Origin of the sequence: Corynebacterium sp. TAE3-ERU16 (assembly GCF_019209935.1) — a bacterium.
GTDB classification, from domain to species: Bacteria; Actinomycetota; Actinomycetes; order Mycobacteriales; family Mycobacteriaceae; genus Corynebacterium; species Corynebacterium antarcticum.
On record NZ_JAHUTN010000002.1, the window covers coordinates 16,474 to 40,009 of the forward strand.

General features: G+C 65.6%; 12 protein-coding genes, 1 tRNA gene and 1 pseudogene. 6 read left to right on the forward strand and 8 right to left on the reverse strand.

Going from position 1 to position 23,536, the window contains the following annotated elements:
- The first annotated feature begins 159 nt into the window (after window positions 1-159).
- Window positions 160-1,143, forward strand: coding sequence for a hypothetical protein (locus tag KRX55_RS02320; protein WP_200256053.1), 984 nt, complete (start codon window positions 160-162; stop codon window positions 1,141-1,143).
- Between the two features lie 107 nt (window positions 1,144-1,250).
- Here the strand turns inward: KRX55_RS02320 and KRX55_RS02325 are convergent, their stop codons facing one another.
- Together KRX55_RS02325 and deoD are read right to left on the reverse strand one after the other, a co-directional pair.
- The gene (locus tag KRX55_RS02325; RefSeq protein ID WP_218406251.1) at window positions 1,251-2,681 is read right to left on the reverse strand and encodes an MFS transporter; all 1,431 of its coding nucleotides are present in this window, start codon (window positions 2,679-2,681) and stop codon (window positions 1,251-1,253) included.
- Between the two features lie 34 nt (window positions 2,682-2,715).
- Window positions 2,716-3,432, reverse strand: a complete 717-nt coding sequence (gene deoD, locus KRX55_RS02330) for a purine-nucleoside phosphorylase (RefSeq protein ID WP_218406252.1) — start codon at window positions 3,430-3,432, stop codon at window positions 2,716-2,718.
- Between the two features lie 185 nt (window positions 3,433-3,617).
- On the opposite strand from deoD, the gene hisN reads away from it, so the two are divergent.
- On the forward strand, window positions 3,618-4,403 hold the full coding sequence (gene hisN / locus KRX55_RS02335; protein ID WP_218406253.1) for a histidinol-phosphatase: 786 nt from the start codon (window positions 3,618-3,620) through the stop codon (window positions 4,401-4,403).
- 88 nt (window positions 4,404-4,491) lie between these two features.
- On the opposite strand, the gene KRX55_RS02340 is transcribed toward hisN, so the two are convergent.
- Window positions 4,492-5,673 (reverse strand): S1 family peptidase, encoded by a 1,182-nt coding sequence (locus KRX55_RS02340; RefSeq protein ID WP_255567508.1) that lies wholly within the window; start codon window positions 5,671-5,673, stop codon window positions 4,492-4,494.
- A 235-nt stretch (window positions 5,674-5,908) separates the two neighbouring features.
- The gene (locus KRX55_RS02345) at window positions 5,909-6,346 is read right to left on the reverse strand and encodes a hypothetical protein (RefSeq protein WP_218406254.1); all 438 of its coding nucleotides are present in this window, start codon (window positions 6,344-6,346) and stop codon (window positions 5,909-5,911) included.
- 169 nt (window positions 6,347-6,515) lie between these two features.
- Between KRX55_RS02345 and KRX55_RS02350 the strand changes: the two genes are divergently transcribed.
- The 4 genes from KRX55_RS02350 (at window position 6,516) to KRX55_RS02360 (ending at window position 14,685) form a co-directional block, all read left to right on the forward strand.
- Complete coding sequence (locus KRX55_RS02350; RefSeq protein WP_218406255.1) at window positions 6,516-11,570, forward strand: DEAD/DEAH box helicase; 5,055 nt, start codon at window positions 6,516-6,518, stop codon at window positions 11,568-11,570.
- Window positions 11,571-12,069: 499 nt separating this feature from the next.
- The gene (locus KRX55_RS02355) at window positions 12,070-12,978 is read left to right on the forward strand and encodes a CPBP family glutamic-type intramembrane protease (RefSeq protein ID WP_218406256.1); all 909 of its coding nucleotides are present in this window, start codon (window positions 12,070-12,072) and stop codon (window positions 12,976-12,978) included.
- Between the two features lie 82 nt (window positions 12,979-13,060).
- On the forward strand, window positions 13,061-13,192 hold the full coding sequence (locus tag KRX55_RS11775) for a hypothetical protein (protein ID WP_255567509.1): 132 nt from the start codon (window positions 13,061-13,063) through the stop codon (window positions 13,190-13,192).
- Window positions 13,193-13,911: 719 nt separating this feature from the next.
- Window positions 13,912-14,685 carry a 2-phosphosulfolactate phosphatase gene (locus KRX55_RS02360; RefSeq protein ID WP_218406257.1) on the forward strand — a complete coding sequence of 258 codons (774 nt, stop codon included), beginning with the start codon at window positions 13,912-13,914 and terminating at the stop codon, window positions 14,683-14,685.
- Here KRX55_RS02360 and KRX55_RS02365 read toward each other — a convergent pair.
- The 4 genes and pseudogenes from KRX55_RS02365 to KRX55_RS02380 all read right to left on the reverse strand — a co-directional run.
- Window positions 14,663-15,943, reverse strand: a complete 1,281-nt coding sequence (locus tag KRX55_RS02365; RefSeq protein ID WP_218406258.1) for an MFS transporter — start codon at window positions 15,941-15,943, stop codon at window positions 14,663-14,665. The two genes, KRX55_RS02360 and KRX55_RS02365, sit on opposite strands and share 23 nt — an antisense overlap.
- A gap of 11 nt (window positions 15,944-15,954) precedes the next feature.
- A complete protein-coding gene (locus KRX55_RS02370) occupies window positions 15,955-19,590 on the reverse strand; it encodes an ABC transporter ATP-binding protein (RefSeq protein WP_218406259.1) in 3,636 nt (1,211 codons plus the stop codon).
- 558 nt (window positions 19,591-20,148) lie between these two features.
- Window positions 20,149-20,225 (reverse strand) — tRNA-Met (locus tag KRX55_RS02375).
- 242 nt (window positions 20,226-20,467) lie between these two features.
- A pseudogene (locus KRX55_RS02380) lies at window positions 20,468-23,473 on the reverse strand (UPF0182 family protein); the annotation flags it as partial.
- Window positions 23,474-23,536 lie beyond the last annotated feature (63 nt).

A 23,536-nucleotide genomic window follows, 5' to 3' on the forward strand; every position in this document is an offset into this window, starting at 1 on the left:
TATACAGGACGGGGAATCACCCGGCGGCACTCTGGTGCATCCCATCCGGGGGACGATCGCCCTGGAAGGGGGTGACCGACCCCGCCACGGATACACTACGAGACTCCGACCGCGAGAACCGAAAACGCACCTGACGGTGCAGACAGAGGAGAACACACAGTGGCAAAGGACGACTACCCCTCGTATCCGGGCGGCGACTACCACCCCGAGAACGACAACAGTTCCGGTGGTCAGTACGGTGGCCCCAACGACCCCGGCTACTGGTCCGATGACAGCGCGGGCTACGGGGCATCCGACAACCCCTACGGCACGTCCGCCGGTCAGCCCGGCTACGGTGCCAACGATCCCTACGGCACGGCCGGCTATGCCGGGGCGGCGCCCTACGGTGCCGGTGGACGTCGCATGGTGCAGGGCGACGGGAAGGTCCGCGTCCTGGATAGCGTCGGCTACGGTTTCCGCACCGTGTTCGCCTCGCCCGGCCCGTGGATCGTCAGCTCCCTCATCGTGGGCATCCTGTCCATCGCGGCATTCACCATCGGGCTCTTCATGATGATGAGCAGCCTGCCGGAGGGCGGGACCTTCGATCCGGAGAATCCCGCGACGGCGGGCGCCTTCACGTTCAACATCGGCTTCTTGATCCTCTTCATCCTGATACTGGTCGCGGCACAGGTACTGTTCGCCTCCGCGGCGTTGAAGGCGGCCGACGGCAAGAAGGTCACCTTCAGCGATTTCTTCGACAACCCCAATCTCGGCAAGGCCCTGCTCTTCCTCCTGATCGTCAACATCCTCACGTCCTGGGTCCCGTACATCATTCCCGATATGTACAACTCCGACACGACTGGCGGACTGATCGTCCAGATGATCATCAACCTCGCCGTCCTGTTGATCGGGCCCCTGTTCATGCTGATGTTCCTCTTCGTCCTCGATCAGGGGGCGTCCTTCGGCGATGCCGCGACCCGCGGGTTCCAGGCCGGCACGCGAAACTACCTCCCACTGCTGGGGTTCTCGCTCCTGTGGGGCCTGATCCTGGGTATCGCGGCCCTGATTCTCGGCCTCGGCCTGCTGATCGCCTCGCCCGCGTACGCGGCTGCGCTCGCGTACGTCTACCGTCAGGCCAGCGGCGGTATCTACCCGGAGGACTGACCCGGGGCTGATCCATCAGTAACGAAGAGCCGCCCGACACCGGTTGAATCCGGCATCGGGCGGCTCTCCGTGTGTCCCGTGGAGGTGGTGCGTTCCGGACCCGGGTGTCAGTCCGGGAGCGGGGAGGGCCGGTTGTCTGCGGCGACGGGTGCCGCGGCACGCCTCTCCTCCGCCGTCATCCTCCGGTCGGCGAGCAGGTAGATCACGCTGCCGACCACCGCGACGAGGGTGATGGTCCAGAGGACCGTGGCGTACTGGACGCCGGTGTCCGATGAGGCGGTGGTGGCGAACCGGAAGAACTCGAGCTTCAGGTCCATGAGCTTCGCTGTGTACGCGATACCGACCGGGATGGCGATGTTGATGGTCAGGTTGTAGAAACCGATGGCCACCCCCGATTTCTCCGCCGGGATCGTGGAGATCGCGGTGGACACGAGCGGCGCGTAGAGCAGAGCGAACGCCGAGGCGAACAGGATGATCGAGATGACCAGAACCGCGACGCCGGCCGTGGTGAACACCGCGGGCAGCGCCAGCGCGAGGATGATTCCGCCGAGCGCGACGGCGATCGTCTGCCGGGAGGTGAGGCGCTCTCCGATCTTGCCGGACAGCGCACCGACGACGATGGCGACGGCGTAACCGGGGGCCAGCAGCATCGACGCTTCATCGATCTCCATGCCGTGGAGGTCAGCCGTGGCGAACGGGAACATGAAGATGTAGGCCAGCTGCACGGAGTAGACGACGAGCACGAGGACGAGTGCCCAGACGTAGCGCCTGTTGGTGAAGAACTCCGGACGGACCAGGGCGCCCTCGTGCGCGCTGATGTGCCAGATGAAGCACGCGGTGCCGAGAACGACCGGGGCCAGGTAGATCCAGTTGAAGTCCTGCATGAACAGCATGACGGAGGTCGCGATGACCGCGATGAGGAACAGACCGAGCACATCCAGGTGGCTGGACACGGCCTTCGCCGGTGGCACCCTCCTGATCAGCAGCGGGATGGTGAACACGAGGATCAACGGCACCAGGAACATCGCGGTCCAGGACACGGTCGTGGCCAGGAAGCCGGATCCGAGGATGCCGAAGAGCAGCCCCGCCTGGAATGCGGAGGTGGAGAAACCGAGGTAGGTCTTCCGGTCCTTCGCGTCCAGGTACTTGGTGACGTAGATGACGTAGAGGGTCTCCGCCGCCGCGAGGCCGGTGGTCTGGATGACGCGACCGGCGAGAACCATCGGCCAGAGATTCTGGAAGAAGAAGCCGATGAGTGAGCCGGTGACGATCAGGGCGATGCCGGTGATCATCAGGGATCTGATGGAGAAGGCGTCGGCGAGGGCCGCGTAGACCACCGCACCGATGCCGATGACGATTCCGGCGAGAGTGGCCTGGAGGCTGACGGTGGTGACGCTCAGGTCCAGCGCATCGGCGATCGGCTTCGACATGAATTTGAAGCCGTTGTCGATGACCAGGCAGAACACGAAGCTGAAGAGCAGGATCGGCACAGCTCTCTTGGGGTTGACGCCGTACCCTGCGGGACTGGGGGTGTCCATTGTTGTGTCGCTCCTCGGGTCGCGGGCGGATGTTCTAGACGCCTGCGAGCGGCAGGGCGAGTTCCATCATGCGGGTGAACGCGGTCTGGCGTTCCTCGGGTGTGGTCCTGGCGCCGGTGACGATGTTGTCGGAGACGGTGAACAGGCCGAGCGCATCGGCACCGTTGGCGGCTGCCACGGCGTAGAGGCCGGCGGTCTCCATCTCGACGGCGAGCACGCCCATCCTCGCCCAGCGGTCGTTCGCGGTCTCGTCGGCGTGGTAGAAGATGTCGCTGGACAGGATGTTGCCGACGTGGGTGTCGACGCCCTGTTCACGTGCCTGTTCCTGCAGTGCGGACAGCAGCCGCCAGGAGGCGGTCGGGGCGTAGGTGCCGGGGACGTTGTACTGGGAGAGGAAGTTCGAGTCGGTCGACGCGGACTGCGCGACGACGACGTCGTAGAGGTCGAGTTCCCTCTGGAGGGCGCCGCAGGACCCGATGCGGATGAGCTTGCGGCAGCCGAAGACGTTGATCAGCTCCCAGGAGTACAGGGAGATGGAGGGGATGCCCATGCCGGAGCCCATGACCGAGATCTCGCGTCCCCGGTAGGTGCCGGTGTAGCCGAGCATGTTGCGGACGTCGTTGAACTGGACGGCGTTCTCGAGGTAGGTCTCGGCGATGAACTTCGCGCGCAGCGGATCACCGGGCAGCAGGATGGTCTCGGCGATGGGGGCGCCCTTGGGGTTGATGTGCGGGGTGGATTCGGTGCTCATGGCGCAACTCCTCATGGGTCGTTCTCGGGGGACGACCGGGCGGTCGCCCCGTATTTCTGAGCCCATTGTGACCCAGCGGGAGAACATTTGTCCATGTGATTCTTTTCATTTGTTCGACAGTGGGCCTCCACACCTCTCCCCTCCGCGACCCATGGACCCGTACTTCTCGCCTACCATTGGCTCCCATGAACACCTACGCCGACGACCTCGCCCTGGCCCTCGAACTCGCGGACACCGCGGACACCCACACCCTCGACCGCTTCGAGGCCGCGAACCTGTCCGTGGAATCGAAGCCGGACATGACCCCGGTGAGTGACGCGGACCTGGCGTGCGAGAAGCTGCTGCGCGAGCGACTCTCCACGGCGCGACCCGCGGACGCCGTACTCGGCGAGGAGTTCGGCGGGGACGCGACGCTGGAGGGACGCCAGTGGGTGATCGACCCGATCGACGGCACGAAGAACTACGTCCGAGGCGTGCCCGTGTGGGCCACCCTCATCGCCCTGCTCGTCGACGGAAAACCGGTCGTCGGCGTGGTCAGCGCACCGGCGCTGGCGCGCCGCTGGTGGGCCGCGGAGGGGCAGGGCGCGTGGCGTTCCTTCTCCGGCGGATCACCGAAGCACCTGGAGGTCTCGCGGGTCTCCGACATCGCCGACGCCTCGGTGTCCTTCTCCTCGCTGGACGGCTGGCGGGACAGGGGGCTGCTCGACGCCTTCCTGAAACTCTCCGACGACACGTGGCGCCTGCGTGGCTTCGGGGACTTCCTCTCCTACTGCCTGCTCGCGGAGGGTGCCGTGGACATCGCCGCGGAACCCGAGGTGGAGCTGTGGGACCTCGCCCCGCTGTCGGTCCTGGTGACCGAGGCCGGAGGCCGTTTCACCTCCCTCAAGGGAGCGGACGGCCCCGCAGGTGGCGACGCACTCGCCACCAACGGGCTGCTCCATGACGAGGTCCTGGGCCGGTTCGGGGTCTGACACCGCCCGGATCACCCGGACAAACGGAAAAGCCGGCCCGAAGGCCGGCTTTCTCCGTGCGGTCACTACTCAGAACCCGTCACGGGGATCAGCGCCGCTCCCCGTCACCGGGGAGGGTGAATCCCGCACCGACGTCGCCCCTCGCGTCGAGGTTGTCGGTGATCGCGTCGATGGTGGGACTCACGGTCGGCATGAAGAAAGGACCCTGGAGCGGCGTGCGGCACGACAGGTTGTGGTCCGGGAACACACCACCGGACACCACCCCGACGAGCCGGTCCCCGGCCAGCAACGGGGCACCCGAGTCCCCGCGCATCGCGCACACCTGGGAGAAGTTGACGCGTTTCTCACTGACCCAGGAGATGCCGCAGGTGTGCCCGGTGGCGACCCCCCGCTTGCACAGCTGCTCACCGGTAGCCGGCGAACCTCCGACGGAATTCACGGTGACACCGTTGTAGCTGCGCGAGATCTCCGCCCGCTCATTGAACTCGATGACCGAGTAATCGTAGTTCCTGCTCGAGGCGACGACCCTGCCCGCCGGACCGACCGACCACGAGTCCGCGGAGATGACCTCCTCGCCCGGATTTCCGCAGTGACCGGCCGTGATGCCCACGGCGCGTCCCTCCGCGTCGTAACCCGCGACACCGAGCGTGCACAGGGTCGTCGGGCCGATGAACACCGGGGTTCCGGGACCGAAGAGAGACCTGCCCTCACGCTGCGCGGCGAAGGACTCTTCGGGGATGTCCGGGCTGTCGAACCAGCTGCCGTTCACGCGGTTGAGCACCGGGCCGGGACGACCCGCCATGAACTGGGAGACGACATCGGAACGCCAGCGGTAGTTCGGTCCGCGGCGGGACGCGTCGAAGGCCTCGACCCCCTCGTCCCCGGTCACGACCGCGTTCGCAGGCTGGACCGGATCGGCGTACTCCCCGGCGGCGGGGGAAATCGTGGCGCCCGTGTCACCGGCGGGCGCGACCGCGGCAGCGGCCTCGATGACGTTGTCGGGGATGACCTGACCGAGTCCACCGGCGACGGCCGCCTCGTTGAGGCGCTCCGCGGTCTCCGCGGAGCCGATCCCGGTCCCGGCCCGGAGTGCACCGTCGAAGGCTCGGTCGATGTCGGACTGGATCTGTCCCACCACCGAAGTGACCTGATGGTTGAACTCCGCGATCGGGTCCACCTCGGCGGCGGACGCCTGGGGCGCCCCTACGATCAGCCCGATCCCCATGAGGGTGACGGGAAGGACACGGCGGAGTTTGACCAGGTTGGGCATGAAGACGCTGACTGCTTTCACAAGAACGGAAGTGGGCTCTCCGGCGCCCGGAAAACGGCACCTGAGAAGTTTCGGCAACAGCTCCATACTGCCACAGAATCCCGTCGTCTCCGCGGCTTCGACACGGAGACTCCACTTGTCCGGCACCCCCGGGGCAGACCCGTGGCAGCTCACGCGCGCGACAACCGCGGGCAACAGCATTACCTGGACGTGGCCTGGTATTTTCCGGCCAGATTCAGCTTTCCGAAGCCGTCCGGGGCCCCGACGGGGTCCGCGCCCACGCCGCCGAGAAGAACGCGACCGCGGCAACCAGGGACACGACCACGACGATCAGACCGGCGCCGACATGATCGGTCCACCACGGCACGGGCAGACCCGCATCCGCGGCGTCGATCCCCACGGAGAACGCCGCCGTCAGATAGCCGAGCGACGCGAGGAGAATCCCCACCGAGGCGACCGCCGTCCACTCCAGGACACCGGCACCCCTCCGCGCAGCCCGCACCGCCAGCACGATGAGGATCACCGGCACCATGAGGAGGACCGGACCACCGAACACGGTCGCGGAAAGAAGGAGGACGACGACACCGGCCCACGCGGCGCAGGCCGACAATACCCCCATCTCCCCTCGCAGGACAGCTCCGACACCGGCGAGCGGCGAATGTCTGTAGGTCATGGACAGCTCCTCGAATCCCGGGCGAACAGTATTTGCTGGCAGCACATCATCTTTCGTCGGGTGCGTCAAGGGGTCTGGGCCACCTTGCGCACCTTCCACCACCCCCTGAAAGCGACGACACCGACCTCAAGCGTCGCGGTACCCACTCCCCTACGCCACAATGGTCCCCATGGCTTCCAAGGTTTCCGTCGACGACGTCGTCACAGCGCTCCGTGAACTCGACTCCAACGCAGCGAGAGGGCTGGAGTTCGAGAAACTGATGGTGCGGTACTTCCAGCTCCACCCCATGTACGCGCAGGAGTACGACGAGGTGTTGCGCTGGAACGACTGGAAGTACAAGGACCCGAGCGCCGGGGACACCGGCATCGACCTGGTCGCACACCGCGCCGAGGACGACTCCTGGACGGCGATCCAGTGCAAGTTCTACGAGCCCACCACCACACTGCAGAAATCCCACCTGGATTCCTTCTACACCGCATCGGGCCGCACCTTCGTCACCGACACCGGCGAACGGAAGTCCTTCAGCAACCGGATCATCGTCTCCACGACCGACAGGTGGGGAAAGAACGCCGAGGCCTCACTCGAGGGACAGACCATCCCGGTCCAGCGCATCGGTCTCGCCGAGATCGCCGACGCCCCGATCGACTGGCAGATCGCGTACCCCGACTCGGACTACGCCATCGAGTTCTCCCTGACCAAGCGCAAGCGGTTCCGTGCCCGCAAACACCAGAAGGAGGCCATCGACGCGGTCTTCGCCGGTTTCCGGGACCACGACCGCGGCAAGCTGATCATGGCCTGCGGCACCGGAAAGACGTTCACCGCGCTGAAGCTCTCGGAGCAGCTGGCCACGGACCTCGGAGGCCAGGCGAAGATCCTGTTCTGCGTCCCGTCGATCTCCCTGCTCTCGCAGACACTGAAGGAGTGGACCACCCACTCCGAACACGACCTCCGCGCCTACGCCGTGTGCTCCGACAGGAAGGTCGCCAAGGACGCCGAGGACATCGCCACCTACGAGCTCGAGGTACCGGTGACCACGAACGGTGTCGATCTCGCCGCCAAGATGCGCCACCGCCGCCGCGCTAAGGGCCTGACGGTCGTGTTCACCACCTACCAGTCACTCCAGGCCATCCACGAAGCCCAGAACACCACCAACGGCGCCGACCCGTTCGACCTCATCATCTGCGACGAGGCCCACCGCACCACCGGCATCACCCTCGCCGGCGAGGATCCCTCACACTTCGTTCGGATCCACGACAACTCCTACATCAGGGGCACGAAGCGGCTGTACATGACAGCCACTCCCCGACTGTTCGGCGAGGACATCAAGGACAGAGCGGAGGAGCACTCCGCCGAGCTGTGCTCGATGGACGACGAGGACACCTACGGACCCGAGTTCCACCGCCTGAGCTTCGGTGCAGCCGTGGAGAAGGGCCTGCTCACCGACTACAAGGTCCTCGTGCTCGGCATCAACGACCGGATCGCCGCCGACACCATCCCCCGCGCCCTGGAGCTCGCTGGCGAGGCCGGGAACCTCGATGACGTGTCCAAGATGATCGGCGCGTGGAACGGGCTGGCGAAACGTTCCACCGACGCTATCGACACCGGAAAGGGCTCAACCACCGGATTCCCCGAAGGCGCCCAGCCGATGCGCCGCGCGGTGCTGTTCGCCTCGAACATCGCCTCCTCGAAGCAGTTCACCCAGTTGTTCCCCTCGGTCACCCGGGTCTACTCCCGGAACCTGGAGGAGAAGTCCGCCACCAATGAGTCGATCTCCACCCGGAACCTCGATCTCACCGTGGACACCAGGCACGTCGACGGGACCATGAACGCCCTCCAGCGCGGCAACGTGCTGCGCTGGTTGAAGTCCGACGCGGTCCCCGAGGATGAGTGCCGCATCGTCACCAACGCACGGTGCCTCTCCGAGGGCGTGGACGTACCGGCCCTCGACGCGGTCATCTTCATGAACCCGCGCAACTCCCAGGTCGATGTCGTGCAGTCCGTCGGTCGGGTGATGCGTAAATCGGAGGGGAAGACCTACGGCTACATCATCCTGCCCATCAGCATCCCCGGTGACAAGAAGCCCTCCGAGGTACTCAACGACAACCAGAAATTCAAGGTCGTCTGGCAGATCCTCAACGCGCTGCGTGCACACGACGAGCGCTTCAACGCGACGGTCAACTCCGCGAAACTCAACGCCAGCAGCGAAGCCCTGGCGAGCAAGATCCAGACCGGATACATCGACGACCAGCTCTTCGAGGTAGAGGACAACACCACCGGATCCCCGGAGCCCCTGGTGTCGGGTGACGAGATCTCGACACCGGCACCGACGCCGAGGAACGTAGACGACTCCGAAACGCGGGACGACGCCTTCTCCAGCCGCCAGCTGGCACTGTTCTCCATGGAGAAGTGGCAGGAGGCCGTCTACGCCCGCATCGTGGACAAGGTCGGAACCAGAACCTACTGGGAGGACTGGGCGAAGGACGTCGCCGGCATCGCCGAAGCGCAGATCCGGCGCATCAACCAGCTGCTCGATACCGTCGATCCGACGGTCTCCGCGGAGTTCGACGAGTTCCTCACAGGGCTGCGCGCCAACCTGAACGAGTCCATCTCCCGCGACGACGCCGTCAGCATGCTCTCCCAACACCTGATCACCGCGCCCGTCTTCGACGCACTGTTCGCCGAACACGACTTCGCGCAGCACAACCCGGTCTCCCGGGTCATGCAACGCATGGTCGAGGCACTCTCGGACAAGGACCTCGAATCCGAGACCGAATCCCTGGAGCGGTTCTACCGGTCCGTCCGGGTCCGCGCCTCCGAGGTCACCACCGCCGAAGGCAAGCAGCAGGTGATCAAGGACCTCTACGAGCGCTTCTTCAAACTCGCATTCAAGAAACAGTCCGAGGCGCTCGGCATCGTCTACACCCCGGTGGAGATCGTCGACTTCATCAACCGCTTCGCGGACTGGGCCTCCCGCAGACACTTCGGGCGTGGCCTCACCGATGAGGGCGTGCACATCCTCGACCCGTTCACCGGCACGGGTACCTTCCCCGTGCGGCTTCTCCAGTCCGGGTTGATCCGCAGAGAGGATCTGGTACGCAAGTACGCCACCGAGATCCACGCGACCGAGATCATGCTCCTCGCGTACTACGTCGCGGCCGTCAACATCGAGACCACCTACGCCGCACTCAACACAGACGAGGACGGCAATGCGGGCGGATACCAGCCGTTCGAGGGCATCGCACTGGCCGACACCTTCCAGATCACCGAGGACGACGACGCCATGGATCTGGGAGTTTTCGTGGAGAACAACGACCGCATCGAGCGCCAGAAGTCCGCGCCCATCCACGTGATCGTGGGTAACCCGCCCTATTCCGTGGGGCAGAACAACGCCAACGATCTCAACGCGAACGTGAAGTACCCGACGTTGGACAGGCGTATCGAGGAAACCTACGCGGCACACTCGACGGCCACTAACAAGAACAGCCTCTACGACTCCTACCTCCGCGCCTTCCGCTGGGCCACCGACCGCATCGGCGACCACGGAATCGTCGCATTCGTGTCCAACGGCGGCTGGATCGACGGCAACACCGCGGACGGAATCCGGTTGAGCCTCGCCGATGAATTCAGCGAGATCTACGTGTTCAACCTCCGGGGAAACCAGCGGACCGCCGGGGAACAGTCTCGAAAAGAAGGTGGAAAAGTCTTCGGCTCAGGCAGCCGCAACACCGTCGCCATCTTCATAGGTATCAAGACACCGAACGCTGAATCCTGCACGATCCACTACCGGGACATCGGCGACTATCTCACGCGTGAAGAGAAACTCGCGATCGTCGAACATGGCTCGGCAGAGAGCATTGAGTGGGAGAAAATCATCCCGAATAACCACGGCGACTGGGTAAACCAGCGTTCGGACGAGTTTGAGACGTGGCCTGCACTGGGAGATAAGAAATTGACCACCACGGGATTTTTCTCAGTACATTCCCGAGGCCTTGCTACAGCACGCGACGCGTGGTGCTACTCGATGAGTAAGACCACCCTGACGCAAAACATGGCTAGGTTCCTGGACACCTACGAGTCAGCGAGACGAGATTTCAGAATCTGGAATTCTTCACAGCTTACGGAGAACCACTCCGGGAAACGTGTCGTTGAATTCCTCAAACACAATCCCGAGTACCAGAACACGACCACAATCTCGTGGAACCGGAGCCTGAATAACCAGCTTTCCCAGGGTCATGAGATCTCGCTACAGGAGCGCAGTTTCAGGCAATCTCTCTACCGACCATTCACCACACAACACTGCTACTTTGACCGGGCCGTGAATGACATGGTCTACCAACTCCCCAAGATGTTCCCGACAGCAGAGCACGACAATGTCGGAATAATGATGACTGGGCCCGCCGCAATGTACGAGTACACGGTGATCTCGACAAATCTTCTCCCGAATATTCACACGTTGCACACAGGCCAGTTTTTCCCCCGCTGGACCTGGGAACCGGTCGAAGCCCCGGCGGGAACCCTCGACTTCGGCTCCGCCACCACGTCGGAAGCCAAGTCAGGCACAGAAGGTGAGATTCTCGACGGCTACCGGCGGGTGGACAACATCACCGATGAGATTCTCGCCATCTACCGCGATGCGCTCGGTGGTGACATCTCCAAGGACGACATCTTCCATTTCGTCTACGGGCAGTTGCACGACCCGAACTATCGGGCGGCCTACGCCGCGGATCTGAAGAAGATGTTGCCGCACGTGGAAACGCCGTCGTCACGCGAACGCTTCGATCAGCTCACCGAGGCCGGACGGACGTTGATGGATCTGCACGTCAACTACGAGGACGTCGATCCTTATCCGGTCGATGTGCGGGTGAAGAAGTCCGCTGATCCCGACGACCGGGAGACGTGGCGGGTGACCAAGATGAAGTGGGCGAAGAAGAAGGATCCCGAGACGGGCAAGAACGTCAACGACACGACCACGATCATCTACAGCCCGAAGGTTACCGTCTCGGGTATCCCGGAGGAGGCGGAGCGCTATCTCCTCGGTTCACGCTCCGCGCTCGGGTGGATCATCGACCGCTACCAGGTGAAGAAGGACAAGGCCTCCGGCATCGTCAACGATCCGAACGACTGGTGCGATGAGGTCGACAATCCTCGCTACATCGTGGATCTGATCGCCAAGGTCACCCGCGTCGCGGTGGAGACCGTGAGGATCACGGACTCACTGCGCTGACGCTACGCGGTGTCCCGGACCCGCGGGGCCACTCTCGCGGGGCCGGGCTTCGGTTCCACGACGAGCGGAGGCGCGCCCTTCACGGAGTCCGCCGTGATGAGGTGAGTCTCACGGTCCGTGTTTTCTCATCCCGTGCGAAACGTCCCCCCTCGCTTCCCGGGGTCGAACACCCGAATGGACATGTCGTGTCGCCGAAGCAAGCCGCAGATACCGTTCCACCCCCGACGGCGGTCCCGCATGGAACCGTTTCATTTCCGGTCCGAATGTGTAGCGTGGGATACAGCACGATCACTTTGTTCCTCGGGCCCACTACAGCAGTGGTGTCCGTACCCGGCAGTCAGACCCGCCGCCCGTCGCATACCGACGGGCACAACGGGACCAGGCTGCGGCCCTTTTCCACAGAGAACGGACCTTTCCAATGTCACCGACAACAGAACCAGAATCCTCCAGTTCGGGACGCCACGCGGCGCCGAAAACCAGGACGCTACCCGTACCTGCGGTGAATTTCGATGAGCACGTGGTCCCGTGGCGCAGGCGCAACTTCATCATCTGCGTCATCGTTCCCACGATCCTCGCCCTGGTACTTCTGACCTGCGGTGACATCCTCGTGGAGATCATCAGTGAGCTTTTCGGTGGTCTCGCATCCCTGACCCCGGCCTCACCGATCAGCATCGGGTCAACCATCGGACGCATCGTAATCGTATTCCTGTGTGTTCTGCTGCTCACGAAACTTTTCCGGTTGACGTTGCCCGATCTGGGCATGGTCCGGGAGAACCGCTTCGGTACCTGGGCCACGGGCGTCGGGTTCGGTTTCGCCGCCGTGACCGTCGTCTACCTGATCAACGTGATCTTCGGGGCTCTCGACGTCTCCTTCACCCTGAAAGCGAGCGAACTGTGGGTGCTCCTACTCGCGGCTGTGTTCTTCGCGTTCCAGGGTTTCTTCGAGGAACTGCTCTTCCGCTTCTTCATCATTCCCGCCTACGCGGCACGGATCACCGTGGCCGGAGCCATCGGCCTGTCGTCGATCCTGTTCGCCTTCATCCACCTGAGCAACCCGAACCTGACCATCTTCGGCATGGTGAACCTGGTGCTCTACGGCGTCGTCTTCGGCACGATGTACTGGCGCACCGGTAACGCCTGGTTCGTCGCCGGTTGGCACAGCGGCTGGAATTTCGTGCTCTCGATGCTCTACGGCTCGCACGTCTCGGGCAACGCACTGCCGGGCTCCGTCCTGTCCTCGGCGCCGAGCGGCAGTGAACTGCTCAACGGCGGGGAATTCGGTCTGGAGGGCTCCGTGCTCTCCACCCTCCTCGGTATCGCCATCATCGCGTGGTGCGTGAAGACGAAACCGGCATCGGACACCGGTTTGTTCACTCGGCGAACCAGGCCCACCCGGGATCTCGCCTGACCCCATCCCGGTCAGTGTCCCGACCCATCAGAACCCGTGGACGGGAAGAACGGCGGGACGACTCATTCAGGGAAAGAGAGATATGAAGCTGAGCCCTGCCTACCTCGACGCTCTCGTCACGAAACTTGAGTCGACGGAGCACCAGATCCACGAGGAACTGATGTGGACGGACGATGAACGCTCCGATCATTCGAGGTTCGTGGAGCTGGTGTAGAGACAGCGGGAACGCTTCCGGCCATCCGACTGGATCGGCCAGTGGTACAAGGATCCTGACCCGGTTCCGTTCCCGCCGCCACCGTTCCTGACGGATCAGCCTGATCACCAGTACCTCCCGGTGACCGGGAAAAGACTCTTCGAACTCGGGGAGAACATCGGCGACGGCACCGAGACGGACGAGGCGAACTTCTATGCCTCCGGCTACGCCCGGGGAGCGGCGCAGTACGACCTGCAGGGGTACCGGGGAGTTCAACCGCTGAGGGACCCGCGGACACCCCGGGCGGCTCCCCGCGGGGCTGCAGGCCGGCAGGGAATCGGCCGAGGCCGGTTACCGGGCATTCAATACCTGAGGCGCGGCGAAGATCCACGAACTCGGCCCGGCATTCTTCACCACGCTCCTCCACTTCGCCGCCGGTCGTCCCGACCCGTCCCCGACGCGTGTCGCCCACTCATTCTCGGCGGCAGGGTCGCGGGCGCTCCCGACCGGAAGACCTCGGACGGCGGGATCGCCGCCCGGTATTCCCGGTATCCGGACACCGTGCGGGCTGTCCGGGAACACCGGGGACGGGAAGACCTGCCCACGGATGTCACCGGGTACCTGTCGTTCCGGGCGGATCGCTCCCCGTACGCGCCGAGAAGCTGATCGCATCGGGGCCGTCTCCTCCGGCGGACGGGCACCGCGGCAATCGGTCGACCGGTGCCGTTACGCTTGACCCCATGAGTGACTATTTCGGGCAGGCCGACTACGCGATCCGCATGGACTGGGGCCCGGAGGGCGCGCGGCGGTGTGCCGCGGACGTGAACATCATCGTGGACGTACTGAGTTTCTCGACGTCCGTGACGGTCGCCGCGGAGCGGGGAATGACGGTGTACCCCTGCCGGTGGAAGGATGCCCGGGCTGCGGAGTTCGCCGCGGAACACGGTGCGACACTCGCGGTCGGTCGACTCGAGGCAGGTACCGCACCGGGAGCCCACGGGATCTCGCTCTCACCGGCCGGGCTGCTCACCGCCACCCGGGTCCCGCGGATCGTGCTCCCCTCCCCCAACGGCTCGACGATCTCGGCGGTCCTCGCGGAGCACGGCGCGGGAGTCGTCGCCGGCTGTCTGCGAAACGCCACGGCCGTCGGCCGGTGGGCGGCGCAGCAGGTGGATGTGGGACGGAGTGTCTCGGTCATCGCCGCCGGGGAACGCTGGCGTGGGGACGGGTCTCTGCGACCGGCGCTGGAGGATCATCTCGGTGCCGGGGCGATCCTCAGTGCGCTCGTCACACCACGCCACATCGGGGTGTGCAGTCCGGAGGCTCTCGCGGCGGCCGGTCTGTTCGCCGGGGTGCAGGAGTATCTCGGGTCGCTTATGGCCGACTGCGTCGGCGGGCGGGAACTCACCGCCATGGGCTTCGAGGAGGATGCCACCGTCGCCGCGGATCTCGATGCCTCCACTGTCGTCCCCATCCTCACCGACGGAGCGTTCAGTTCGCTCCGGGTTGTCTGACGGCAGCTGCCTCCAGCACCGGCCCGCACCCGCGGATGACCACACCGACCCCGATGAAGGCCAGGACCACGGCGACCACGGAGACGGGCAGGAAGCCGATCAGACCGGACAGCGCCATGCCGCCTCCGGCCGACAGGACCATCACGAGCGCCGCGAGGGTGCTGAATACGGTGAAGTCGGTCCCGGCCGATTCGTAGCGGGTGAGGTCCATCGCCACCGTGTACACCACGGTCATCGTGGCGGCCACGCCTCCGTAGAGGATCCCGATGATGAGGGTCGCGGCCCACGTGCCGGTCATGCCGAGCGCGAGCAGGACCACCCCGAGGGTCGTCGTCGCCTGGATCAGCCCCAGGGTCCGTATCGCACGGTGTCGTGACCATCTCCGGGTGAGGATTCCGGCGCCTATCCCGGCGACGATCCCGAACAGGCTTCCGCAGATCACGAAGAGGATCCCGATGCGGGTGGCCGACCAGTCGGCGGCGACGAGGATGGGGCGCACCTGGTTGTACGCCACGGCGACCCCGGCGAAGTAGAGCGGCATGTGGACCAGTGCCCACTGTCGCCGGGCGCGATCCGCAAAGAAGGAGCGGATCACGTTCCCGTTCACACCGGGCTCGGGGAGCCGGGCGGTGCTCTGCCGTTCGCGCCACAGGAGGACGAACGGAAGCGGGACCGCACTCCAGAAGGCGAGGCTGAGTGCGGCGGCCTGCCATCCGGCGGTGTCGTAGATGACGAGGACGAGCCCGCCACCGACGACCTGGGAGAATGCGCTTCCCGCCGACTGGAAGCCGTTGCCCAGTCCGCGATCGCCGGCGGACAGGAGCCGGGTCGCCGTCGCATCGGCCGCGATGTCCTGGGTACCCGCCACGATGAACAGGAACCCGAACACGACGAGTGCAACGGAGAACTGTCCGACGGGGTCGATGAAGCTCAACAGCGCGCAACCGGCGACCAGGGTGATCTGCATGGCCATGAGCCAGCTCCGGTAGTGCCCGAACCTGTCGGACCCGAACCTGTCCACGACAGGTGCCCACAGGAACTTCAGGACGAGGAGGGTCGCCAGCCCGCTGGCCCCACCGATCCTGGTGAGAGGTACCCCGCCGGCCTGGGCGATGGTCAGGAACGCGTAGGCGAACATGGCGAGGCTGAGATTCTGGGTGCTGTACAGCGAGGCTATCAGCGCCATGTGGAACTTCCGGCCGCGCACCGCAGGACGTGTGTCCTCGGGCGGAGCGGTTTCACTACCGGTCACGGTCATTCTGTGACTCCTCACGTGGTCGTCGGTTGGTCCGGGAGACCGAGCAGTTCCCGGTAGACGGAACTCGTCCCGATGATCTCGTCGTGTGTTCCGGCGCCGTCGACCCGGCCGTCGGCGAGGACGACGATCTGGTCCACGTTGCGGATCGTGTTCAGCCGGTGGGCTATGACGAGCACGGTCCTGCCGTGGATCAGCCTGTTCACCGCCGCCTGGATGCGCCGTTCGGTACCCGGGTCGACGGCGGCGACCGCCTCGTCGAGGAGCAGCACCGGAGCATCCTTGAGCAGGGCGCGCGCGATCGACAGCCGTTGACGCTGCCCTCCGGACAGGTTCGTGCCGCCGTCGGTCAGGACCGTGTCCAGTCCGTCCGGCAGAGCGGCGACGAAGTCGCTCGCCTCCGCCTGCGCGAGTGCCGCCCACACCTTCTCGTCGGTGATACCGGGGGAACCGATGGTGAGGTTGTCCCGGATGGAGACCGGGAAGAGGTAGACGTCCTGGTAGACGGTGGAGATGGTCTCCCGGCGCGTCGCGGCGTCCATGTCCCGCAGATCGACACCGCCGATCCGGATCGCCCCACTGCCGGGGTCGAAGAACCTCGCGACGAGGTTGACCACGGTGGATTTGCCCGCGCCGGACGGCCCGATGACGGCGGTGACCGTCCCGGACCCGGCGGTGAACGACACGTCGTGGAGGATGTCCCGGTCGCTGTACCCGAAGGTGACGCCGTCGACCTCGACGGTGGAGTCGGCGGGTGCGCGGGGGACTTCCGGTTCCGGCAGTTCCCCGGTGTCCCAGACCTCGGCGAGGCTCCGGGCGATGCGCTCCTGCTGGTGCCGGTACGCGGACAGTTCCAGCAGCTCCTGGAAGGGCCGGTACATGTTGAGTGCCAGGATGAGGAACAGCAGCAGAGTGGTCGCGCTGACCGATCCGCCGGTGAACAGGCCGGATCCGAGCCACAGCATCGCGACGAACCCGGCCTCCAGGACGATGGTGCCGAGCGTGGTCATGGGGCTCGTGCGCACCGCCATGCGGACGCTGGCACGGCGCAGGGCCTCCACCCGGGCGCGGTAGACCTGCGCCTGCGGGGCGTCGGGGAAGGCGCGGAGGACCGCGGTGCCGCGGCAGAACTCGAGGAGCGCGGAATTGGCCTCCCGCCTGGCGGCGGTGACATCGGTGAAGGTGGCCTCGTGCGCCCGATCGGTCATCTTCAGGGTGAGCAGGAAGAACGGGACACCGATCAGTGCCGCGGCCGCGAGCCGCCAGTCCAGGGAGAACAGCACGACGGTGATGAGGACGGGCTGGACCACCGCGATGATGAGCTTCGCGGGGAGGTTGATGAAGTCGACGAGGGCGAGCTCGGAGACGAGGAGTGTCGTCGTCCGGCCCGCGTCCATCCGGTCGAACACCCCGAGCGGTGCCCGGGTCAGCCGGCGGAGCACCGAGCGGCGGAGATCCGAGATCGCCCGGAACGCGACCGGCCACCAGTGCTTCGCCACGCCGATTCCGACGGTCAACCGGGCGATGAAGATGAGCAGGAGCGCGCCGGACAACAGGTGGACGTCCCGGGTGGTCAGTGTGTCGTCGAGAACAGCCAGGAGGCTGAAGAAGACCACGACCATCGGTGCCGAGGTGAAGAATCCCTCGAGCAGCAGGCGCCAGAGTCCCACCCGCCACAGTTGCCCCCGGTGGGTTCCCAGCATCGCGAACCACTGGCCGACGGGGCCGAGACCGGTCAGGTTCCGGACCGGTGGGGTGTGTTCGGCGAATCCGCCGTCGGACGCGGGTTCCGCGGCGGACGTCACCCTTGCCGGCGACGGGGCTGCGGTCGGGCACCCGTCGCCGGCTTCCATCCCCCACTTGTCCACGGCGACGAAATCCCGCCAGAGACGGCGGTACGTCCCGGAGGTCGCGGACAGCTCCTCGTGGTCGCCCTCGGCGACGATCCGGCCGTCGTCCATGACGAGGATGCGGTCGTAGCCGGTCAGGGACCCGAGTCGGTGGGCGACGGTGATGACGGTGCGACCCTGCTGCAGTTCCGCCAGCGCCGCCACCACCGACCGCTCGTTGGTGGCGTCGAGTGATGCGGTGACCTCATCGAGCATCACCACCGGGGAATCGGCCAGCAGCGCACGGGCGATGGAGATCCGCTGCCGCTGCCCACCCGACAGATTCGCCCCCGCAGCACCGAGCACGGTGTCCCATCCCCGGTCCAGTTCGTCGATGAACTCGGTGACCCGTGCCCGCCGGCCGGCCGACCGGATCTCCTCGTCGGTGGCGTCCGGCCGGGCGAGGCGGATGTTCTCCAGGACGGTGTCGTTGAAGATGTAGTCGTCCTGCTGGACGAAGGCGATCGCCCCGGAGAGTTCCGCCGGGTCCAGCTCGCGGACGTCGGTTCCACCGAACGTGACCTTTCCGGCGCTGACGTCGATGAACCGGGCGATGACACGGAGCAGGGTTGATTTCCCCGCCCCGGACCCGCCGATCACCGCGACCCGTTCGCCGGGTTCGATGACGAGGTCGATGTCCTTGACGACGTCCGTGTCCCCGTAGGTGACGCGCGCGCCACGGAGCTCGATGCGCGAGCCGTCCCGGGTGGCGGGGGTCGGTGGCACCGGTAGGTCTGGTTCCGCCAGGAACCCGGAGATGTTCTTCAGCCCCGCCTCGATCTGGTACTGGAGAACGGCCGCGGAGAGCGTCAGTGTCATCAACGGCTGGGCGAAACCGACGCCGACGAGGATGAAGAACACGAAGTCCTGTGGCTCCAGCGAACCCGAGCGGTAGAGCCACAGGCCCAGCGGCAGGATGGCGATGATGCTGATCGCGACGAGTGTGGCCGCACCCGCTGCGCCCACCCGGCCGCGCTCGGTCTTGTCCAGCTCGATGTCCTCGCTGGCGACGATCGCGTCCCGGATACCGTCGAAGAGGAACGTCGAACCGACGAAGCCGCGGATCACCCGGATACCCCGGACGAAGGAGACCGCCTCGACGTTGAGCTGCTTCCTCACGTCGGATTCCCGCTCCATCAGGTCCTTCGACGCGGTGACCGCGGCGGCGACGCATCCGACGATGCCGAGGACGACGACGAGGGCGGCGAGGGCCATGCGCCAGTCGATGATGAACATGAAGATCAGCGTGGTGACCGGGACGGTCACCGATGCCGCGATGTCGGGGATCGCGTGGGAGAGCCCGAGTTCCAGCTGCTCGACGTCGTCCTGGAACACCTTCTTCACCTCGCCGCTGCTGCGCGCCTGGGCCCGGGCCAGTGGCATCCGGGCGAGGCGCTCCGCCAGCGCGAGACGGATGTCGGCGAGCGCCCGGTAGGCGGCGATGTGTGCGACGTTGTTCGCCGCCATACGCAGCAGGGCCTTGCCCGCCACCCCGGCCGCCGCGACGGCCACGAGGAAGGGGATGCGACCCGTCTGCTGCTCGCCGACGAGAAGATCCCGGGCGAGGAAGTAGATGACGACGTAGGGCACGAGTCCGGCGAACGCCCCGAGCACGGAGAGCACCCCGCTGGCGATCAACCGGGGTTTCTGCCTACCGATCAGTGCGCCGACGGAAGTGCCGGGCAGTGGGTCGCACAGCGTTCCGGGCGGGCCTGCGGTGTCAGCGGTGGCCTCGGCATCGGGGTCGCACGTCTGCCTCATGAGGAAAGGTTAGCCTCAGCTGTTTTTCAGGGCAACCAACTTTCCGTTTCTTTCCCGACACAGACAGCACCACCACCGGACCAACCCGGCTCGGGCACACCACGACCGCGCTGGATCTCCCCCGAAGCAGCGCAACCGAATGGGCGCACGCGGCAACCAGTGGTGGCCAACCACTGCCGTTCCGGGCCGAGTGAAAAAACATCCACGCCCCCGAAAACGCCACGGGTCCACGGACTTCACGATCCTGGACCGCCCACCCGGTGACCCCAGCCTCGTTGTCGATCGCTGTCCGTTCGGCATCGGTCCGCGCGGCGGCCGAGCCTGCGGGATCGGTGGTGACGTCGGGTTGCGCGGTCAGGGTCGGGGTCAGAGTTGAGCCCAGCCCGTGGACCGGGACAACCGCGGGCAGCGGTCCGGGTACCGGGGACCGCGCCGCCCCCGTCGATGTCTGTAAATTCCACCTGTCACCAACCAGAATGTCAGAGATGGCACATGTTTAGCTTCCTGGAAGCGAACACGAGAAAACCCCTCTCCAGAAGGAGAGGGGTTTTCTGTACGTGGTAGCGGGGGCAGGATTTGAACCTACGACCTCTGGGTTATGAGCCCAGCGAGCTACCGAGCTGCTCCACCCCGCGTCGGGTGCTACGTACTGACACCGTGCCGGGAAACGTTCTCTCGTCTGCTCCCTGGCAACGTTGAGTTACTTTACATAGCTTCCCCGAGAACGTCCAATCGGGGCGGTGAACTGCGAAAATGAGAGAAGCGGCGAACCCTGCCGTCCGGATCCGCCGCCTTCTCCCATCTGTCACACGTTGGCTTCCTCCGGGTCAGCCGGGTTCGGGACAGCGGGGTCACTGTCCGCCCCGTCTGAGGTGGCCTGGTTCTGGAGCCGCTGGTACTCGGCGACCGCACGATCCAGACGATCGAGGGCCCGACCGTACTCCTCATGGGAGGCGTTCTTGGCGTCGTTCAGGCCCTTGAGTGCCTCGGAGACGCGGTCCATGGCCTCGTTGAGGTCGGCGGCCGGGACACCGCCGATGGTGGTGGAGGGCTCGGTCGCCTCCCCTCCGCCACCGGAGTCGCCGCCGGCAGGCGTCCTGCCCACGCTGTCCGGCAGATCCGTCGCCTCCTCGACATCCGCCGCGGAGCGTGGGTCGATGCCGACCTGGCTCAGCGCCTCGGCGATGGTCGGGGCGTAGCCGACCTGACCGTTGTAGTTCACGAGCACACGCAGCAGCTTCGGGAAGGCGGAGTCCTGGTCCTTGCGCTGGGTGTAGATCGGTTCGACGTAGAGGATCTCTCCCCCACCGACGGGCAGGGTCAGGAGGTTACCGTTCTTGATGTCGTTCGTGCCCTCCCACAGCGACCGGTCGCGGGCGACCTGGTCGGAGGACATCATCGTGTCCTGCGCCTGCGCCGGGCCGAGCGTCTGGGTCTGGGTGGGCAGGACCCGGACCGTGATCTTGCCGAAGTTGTCCGGGTCGGAGGACACGGACATGTGCGCGGCGAGGAACTGGCGCTCCAGCCCACGGAACGGGGTGATCAGCTGGAAGCCTGCGTCCCGGGATTCGGGGTCGGCGGCGACGACGTAGTACGGGGGCTGGTTGACGCCCTCGACGCCCTTCGAGGCGTTCGGGTCGCTGGGCACGGACCAGAAGTCGTCGGAGGTGAAGAACACACGCGCGTCATCGACGTGGTACTTGGCGATGATCTCCCGCTGGACCTTGAACAGGTCCTCCGGGTAGCGGAGGTGCTCGCGCAGGTCGTCGGAGATCTCCTCCTTCGGCTTCACCGTTCCGGGGAACACGCCCTCCCACGCCTTGAGCACCGGGTCGGAGTCGTCGAACTCGTAGAGCTCCACGGATCCGTCGTAGGCGTCGACGACGGCCTTGACCGAGTTGCGGATGTAGCCCACCTGGTCGGTGAGCAGGCGCTGGTTCGTGCCGTTGGCGTTCAGCGAGTCACGGGTGACCTCGCTCAGCGTGGTGCGCTGGGCGTAGGGCAGGTTGCTGAGCGTGGTGTAGCCGTCGACGATCCACTTGATCTTCCCGTCGATGACGGTGGGGTACGTCGCGGAGTCGGTGGTCAGCCAGGGCGCGACCTTCTCCACCCGGGAGCGGGGGTCGCGTTCGAAGATGATCTTGGAGTTGCCGTCGATCCGGTCACTCAGGAGCATGTTGATCTCCTGGTAGCGCAGGGCGAAGGCGGTGCGGTTGACGATGTTGCCGATGGAGACGCCGCCGGAACCGGTGTAGGTGTAGCTCGATCCGTCGGTGTCGTACTCGAGGGCCTTGCCGTCGAGGGTGCCGCCGACGATGGCGTAGTCGCTGTTGGTCGGGCCGGAGGCGATGACGGGACCGAAGTACACGCGGGGCTCATCGACCTCGATACCGAGTTTCTCCGCCTCCTCGTTCTCCGCGCGGCGCTGCAGGGTCTGCAGGTCACTCACGGTGTAGACGGGGTAGCCGCCACGGGTGGATCCGACGTCGCGGGCGACCTCGTCGACCTGGTTCGCGGGCGCGGCCACGAGGCCGTTGCCGTGGGTGTAGACGGTGTGCCGGTTGATCCAGTCCCGCTGGTTGTCACGCAGGGCGTTGGGGTCGATCTCACGCGCGGCGACGACGTAGTCGCGCAGCTCGCCGTCGACGGTGTAGCGGTCGATGTTGAGCTTGTCCGGAAAACCGTAGAAGTTCTTGAGCTGCTGCTGCTGGGTGAACGTGTCGGAGAGGATCTGCGGATCGAGCAGGCGGATGTTCGACAGTGTCGCCACGTCATCGGCGACGGACTCCTCCGACGCGCCTTCCGCACCCCAGTTGGAGATGTAGGTGACCTCGTCGTCCGTCACGCCGTAGGCGTATCGGGTCGCCTCGATGTTGCGGGCGATGTACTTAGACTCCTTCTCCGCGCGGTTCGGGGCGACGGAGAACTGTTCGATGGCCAGCGGCCAGGCGGTCCCGATCACCACGGCCGACAGGACCATGAGGCCGGTCGCCAGGGCGGGGATGCGGAGATCACGGAGAACCACCGCGGAGAAGAACGCCGCGGCGACGACGACGGCGATGACCATGAGGAGGATCTTGGCGGGCAGGACCGCGTTGATGTCGGTGTAGGAGCCACCGTAGAAGGAACTGCCCTGTCCACCTCCGTGCTGTGCACTCAGCAGGTCGTAGCGGTCGAGCCAGTAGCTGACGACGCGCAGCAGCATCCAGAGCCCTGCGGTGACCGCGAGCTGGATGCGCGCGGGGTTGGACATGGCACCCTTCTCCGCGAAACCGTTGGCCCCCACCCGGATTCCGCCGAGCAGGTAGTGCCCCACGAGTGCCACGAGGAAGGCCACGATCAGCAGCGACGAGAGGGATCCCACGACGAGCCGGATCAACGGGAGGGTGAAGGCGTAGAAACCGTAGTCACGGTGGAACTGCGGGTCGGAGACCCCGAAGTCGGATCCGTTGAGGAACAGGGAGACGGTGGTCCAGTTCGCCTGTCCGACGATGCCCGCGAGGATTCCGATGAAGATCGGGACGCCGAGCATGACGCGCTTGAGGGACTGCTCGATCGCGGCGCGGTACGCGCGGATCGGATTGTCCGGTTCGAAACCGAAGACGTCGTCCATGTCGTCCGGGCGGTACCTGAACGCCAGGTACCCGGCGAGCCACACGATGGCGGCCGCGATCACCCCGAACACCAGGAACAGGACGATCCGGGTGACCAGGACGCGGGTGAACACGCCGCGGAAGTCCACCTCGGAGAACCACAGCCAGTCGGTGTAGTAGCCGATGAGGATCGGCCCCACGAAGATGACGAGGGCGACGAGGAAGATGATCCCGCTGACCAACCTCGGCGGTCGTTTGAACGGCTTCTGGGGGCTAAGGCCGCTAGACAAGCCAACTCCTTTAATTAACGTGCACGTGACGGATAGAATTCAACAGTACTTTCTTTTTTCCGT

Excerpts from the sequence above, each read along its gene's own strand:
- KRX55_RS02370 (WP_218406259.1), bottom strand. The coding sequence starts at position 19,590 with ATGAGGCAGACGTGCGACCCCGATGCCGAGGCCACCGCTGACACCGCA.
- KRX55_RS02360 (WP_218406257.1), top strand. The coding sequence starts at position 13,912 with ATGAGTGACTATTTCGGGCAGGCCGACTACGCGATCCGCATGGACTGG.
- deoD (WP_218406252.1), bottom strand. The coding sequence starts at position 3,432 with ATGAGCACCGAATCCACCCCGCACATCAACCCCAAGGGCGCCCCCATC.
- KRX55_RS02345 (WP_218406254.1), bottom strand. The coding sequence starts at position 6,346 with ATGACCTACAGACATTCGCCGCTCGCCGGTGTCGGAGCTGTCCTGCGA.
- KRX55_RS02365 (WP_218406258.1), bottom strand. The coding sequence starts at position 15,943 with ATGACCGTGACCGGTAGTGAAACCGCTCCGCCCGAGGACACACGTCCT.
- KRX55_RS02350 (WP_218406255.1), top strand. The coding sequence starts at position 6,516 with ATGGCTTCCAAGGTTTCCGTCGACGACGTCGTCACAGCGCTCCGTGAA.
- KRX55_RS02325 (WP_218406251.1), bottom strand. The coding sequence starts at position 2,681 with ATGGACACCCCCAGTCCCGCAGGGTACGGCGTCAACCCCAAGAGAGCT.
- KRX55_RS02340 (WP_255567508.1), bottom strand. The coding sequence starts at position 5,673 with ATGCCCAACCTGGTCAAACTCCGCCGTGTCCTTCCCGTCACCCTCATG.
- KRX55_RS11775 (WP_255567509.1), top strand. The coding sequence starts at position 13,061 with ATGAAGCTGAGCCCTGCCTACCTCGACGCTCTCGTCACGAAACTTGAG.
- hisN (WP_218406253.1), top strand. The coding sequence starts at position 3,618 with ATGAACACCTACGCCGACGACCTCGCCCTGGCCCTCGAACTCGCGGAC.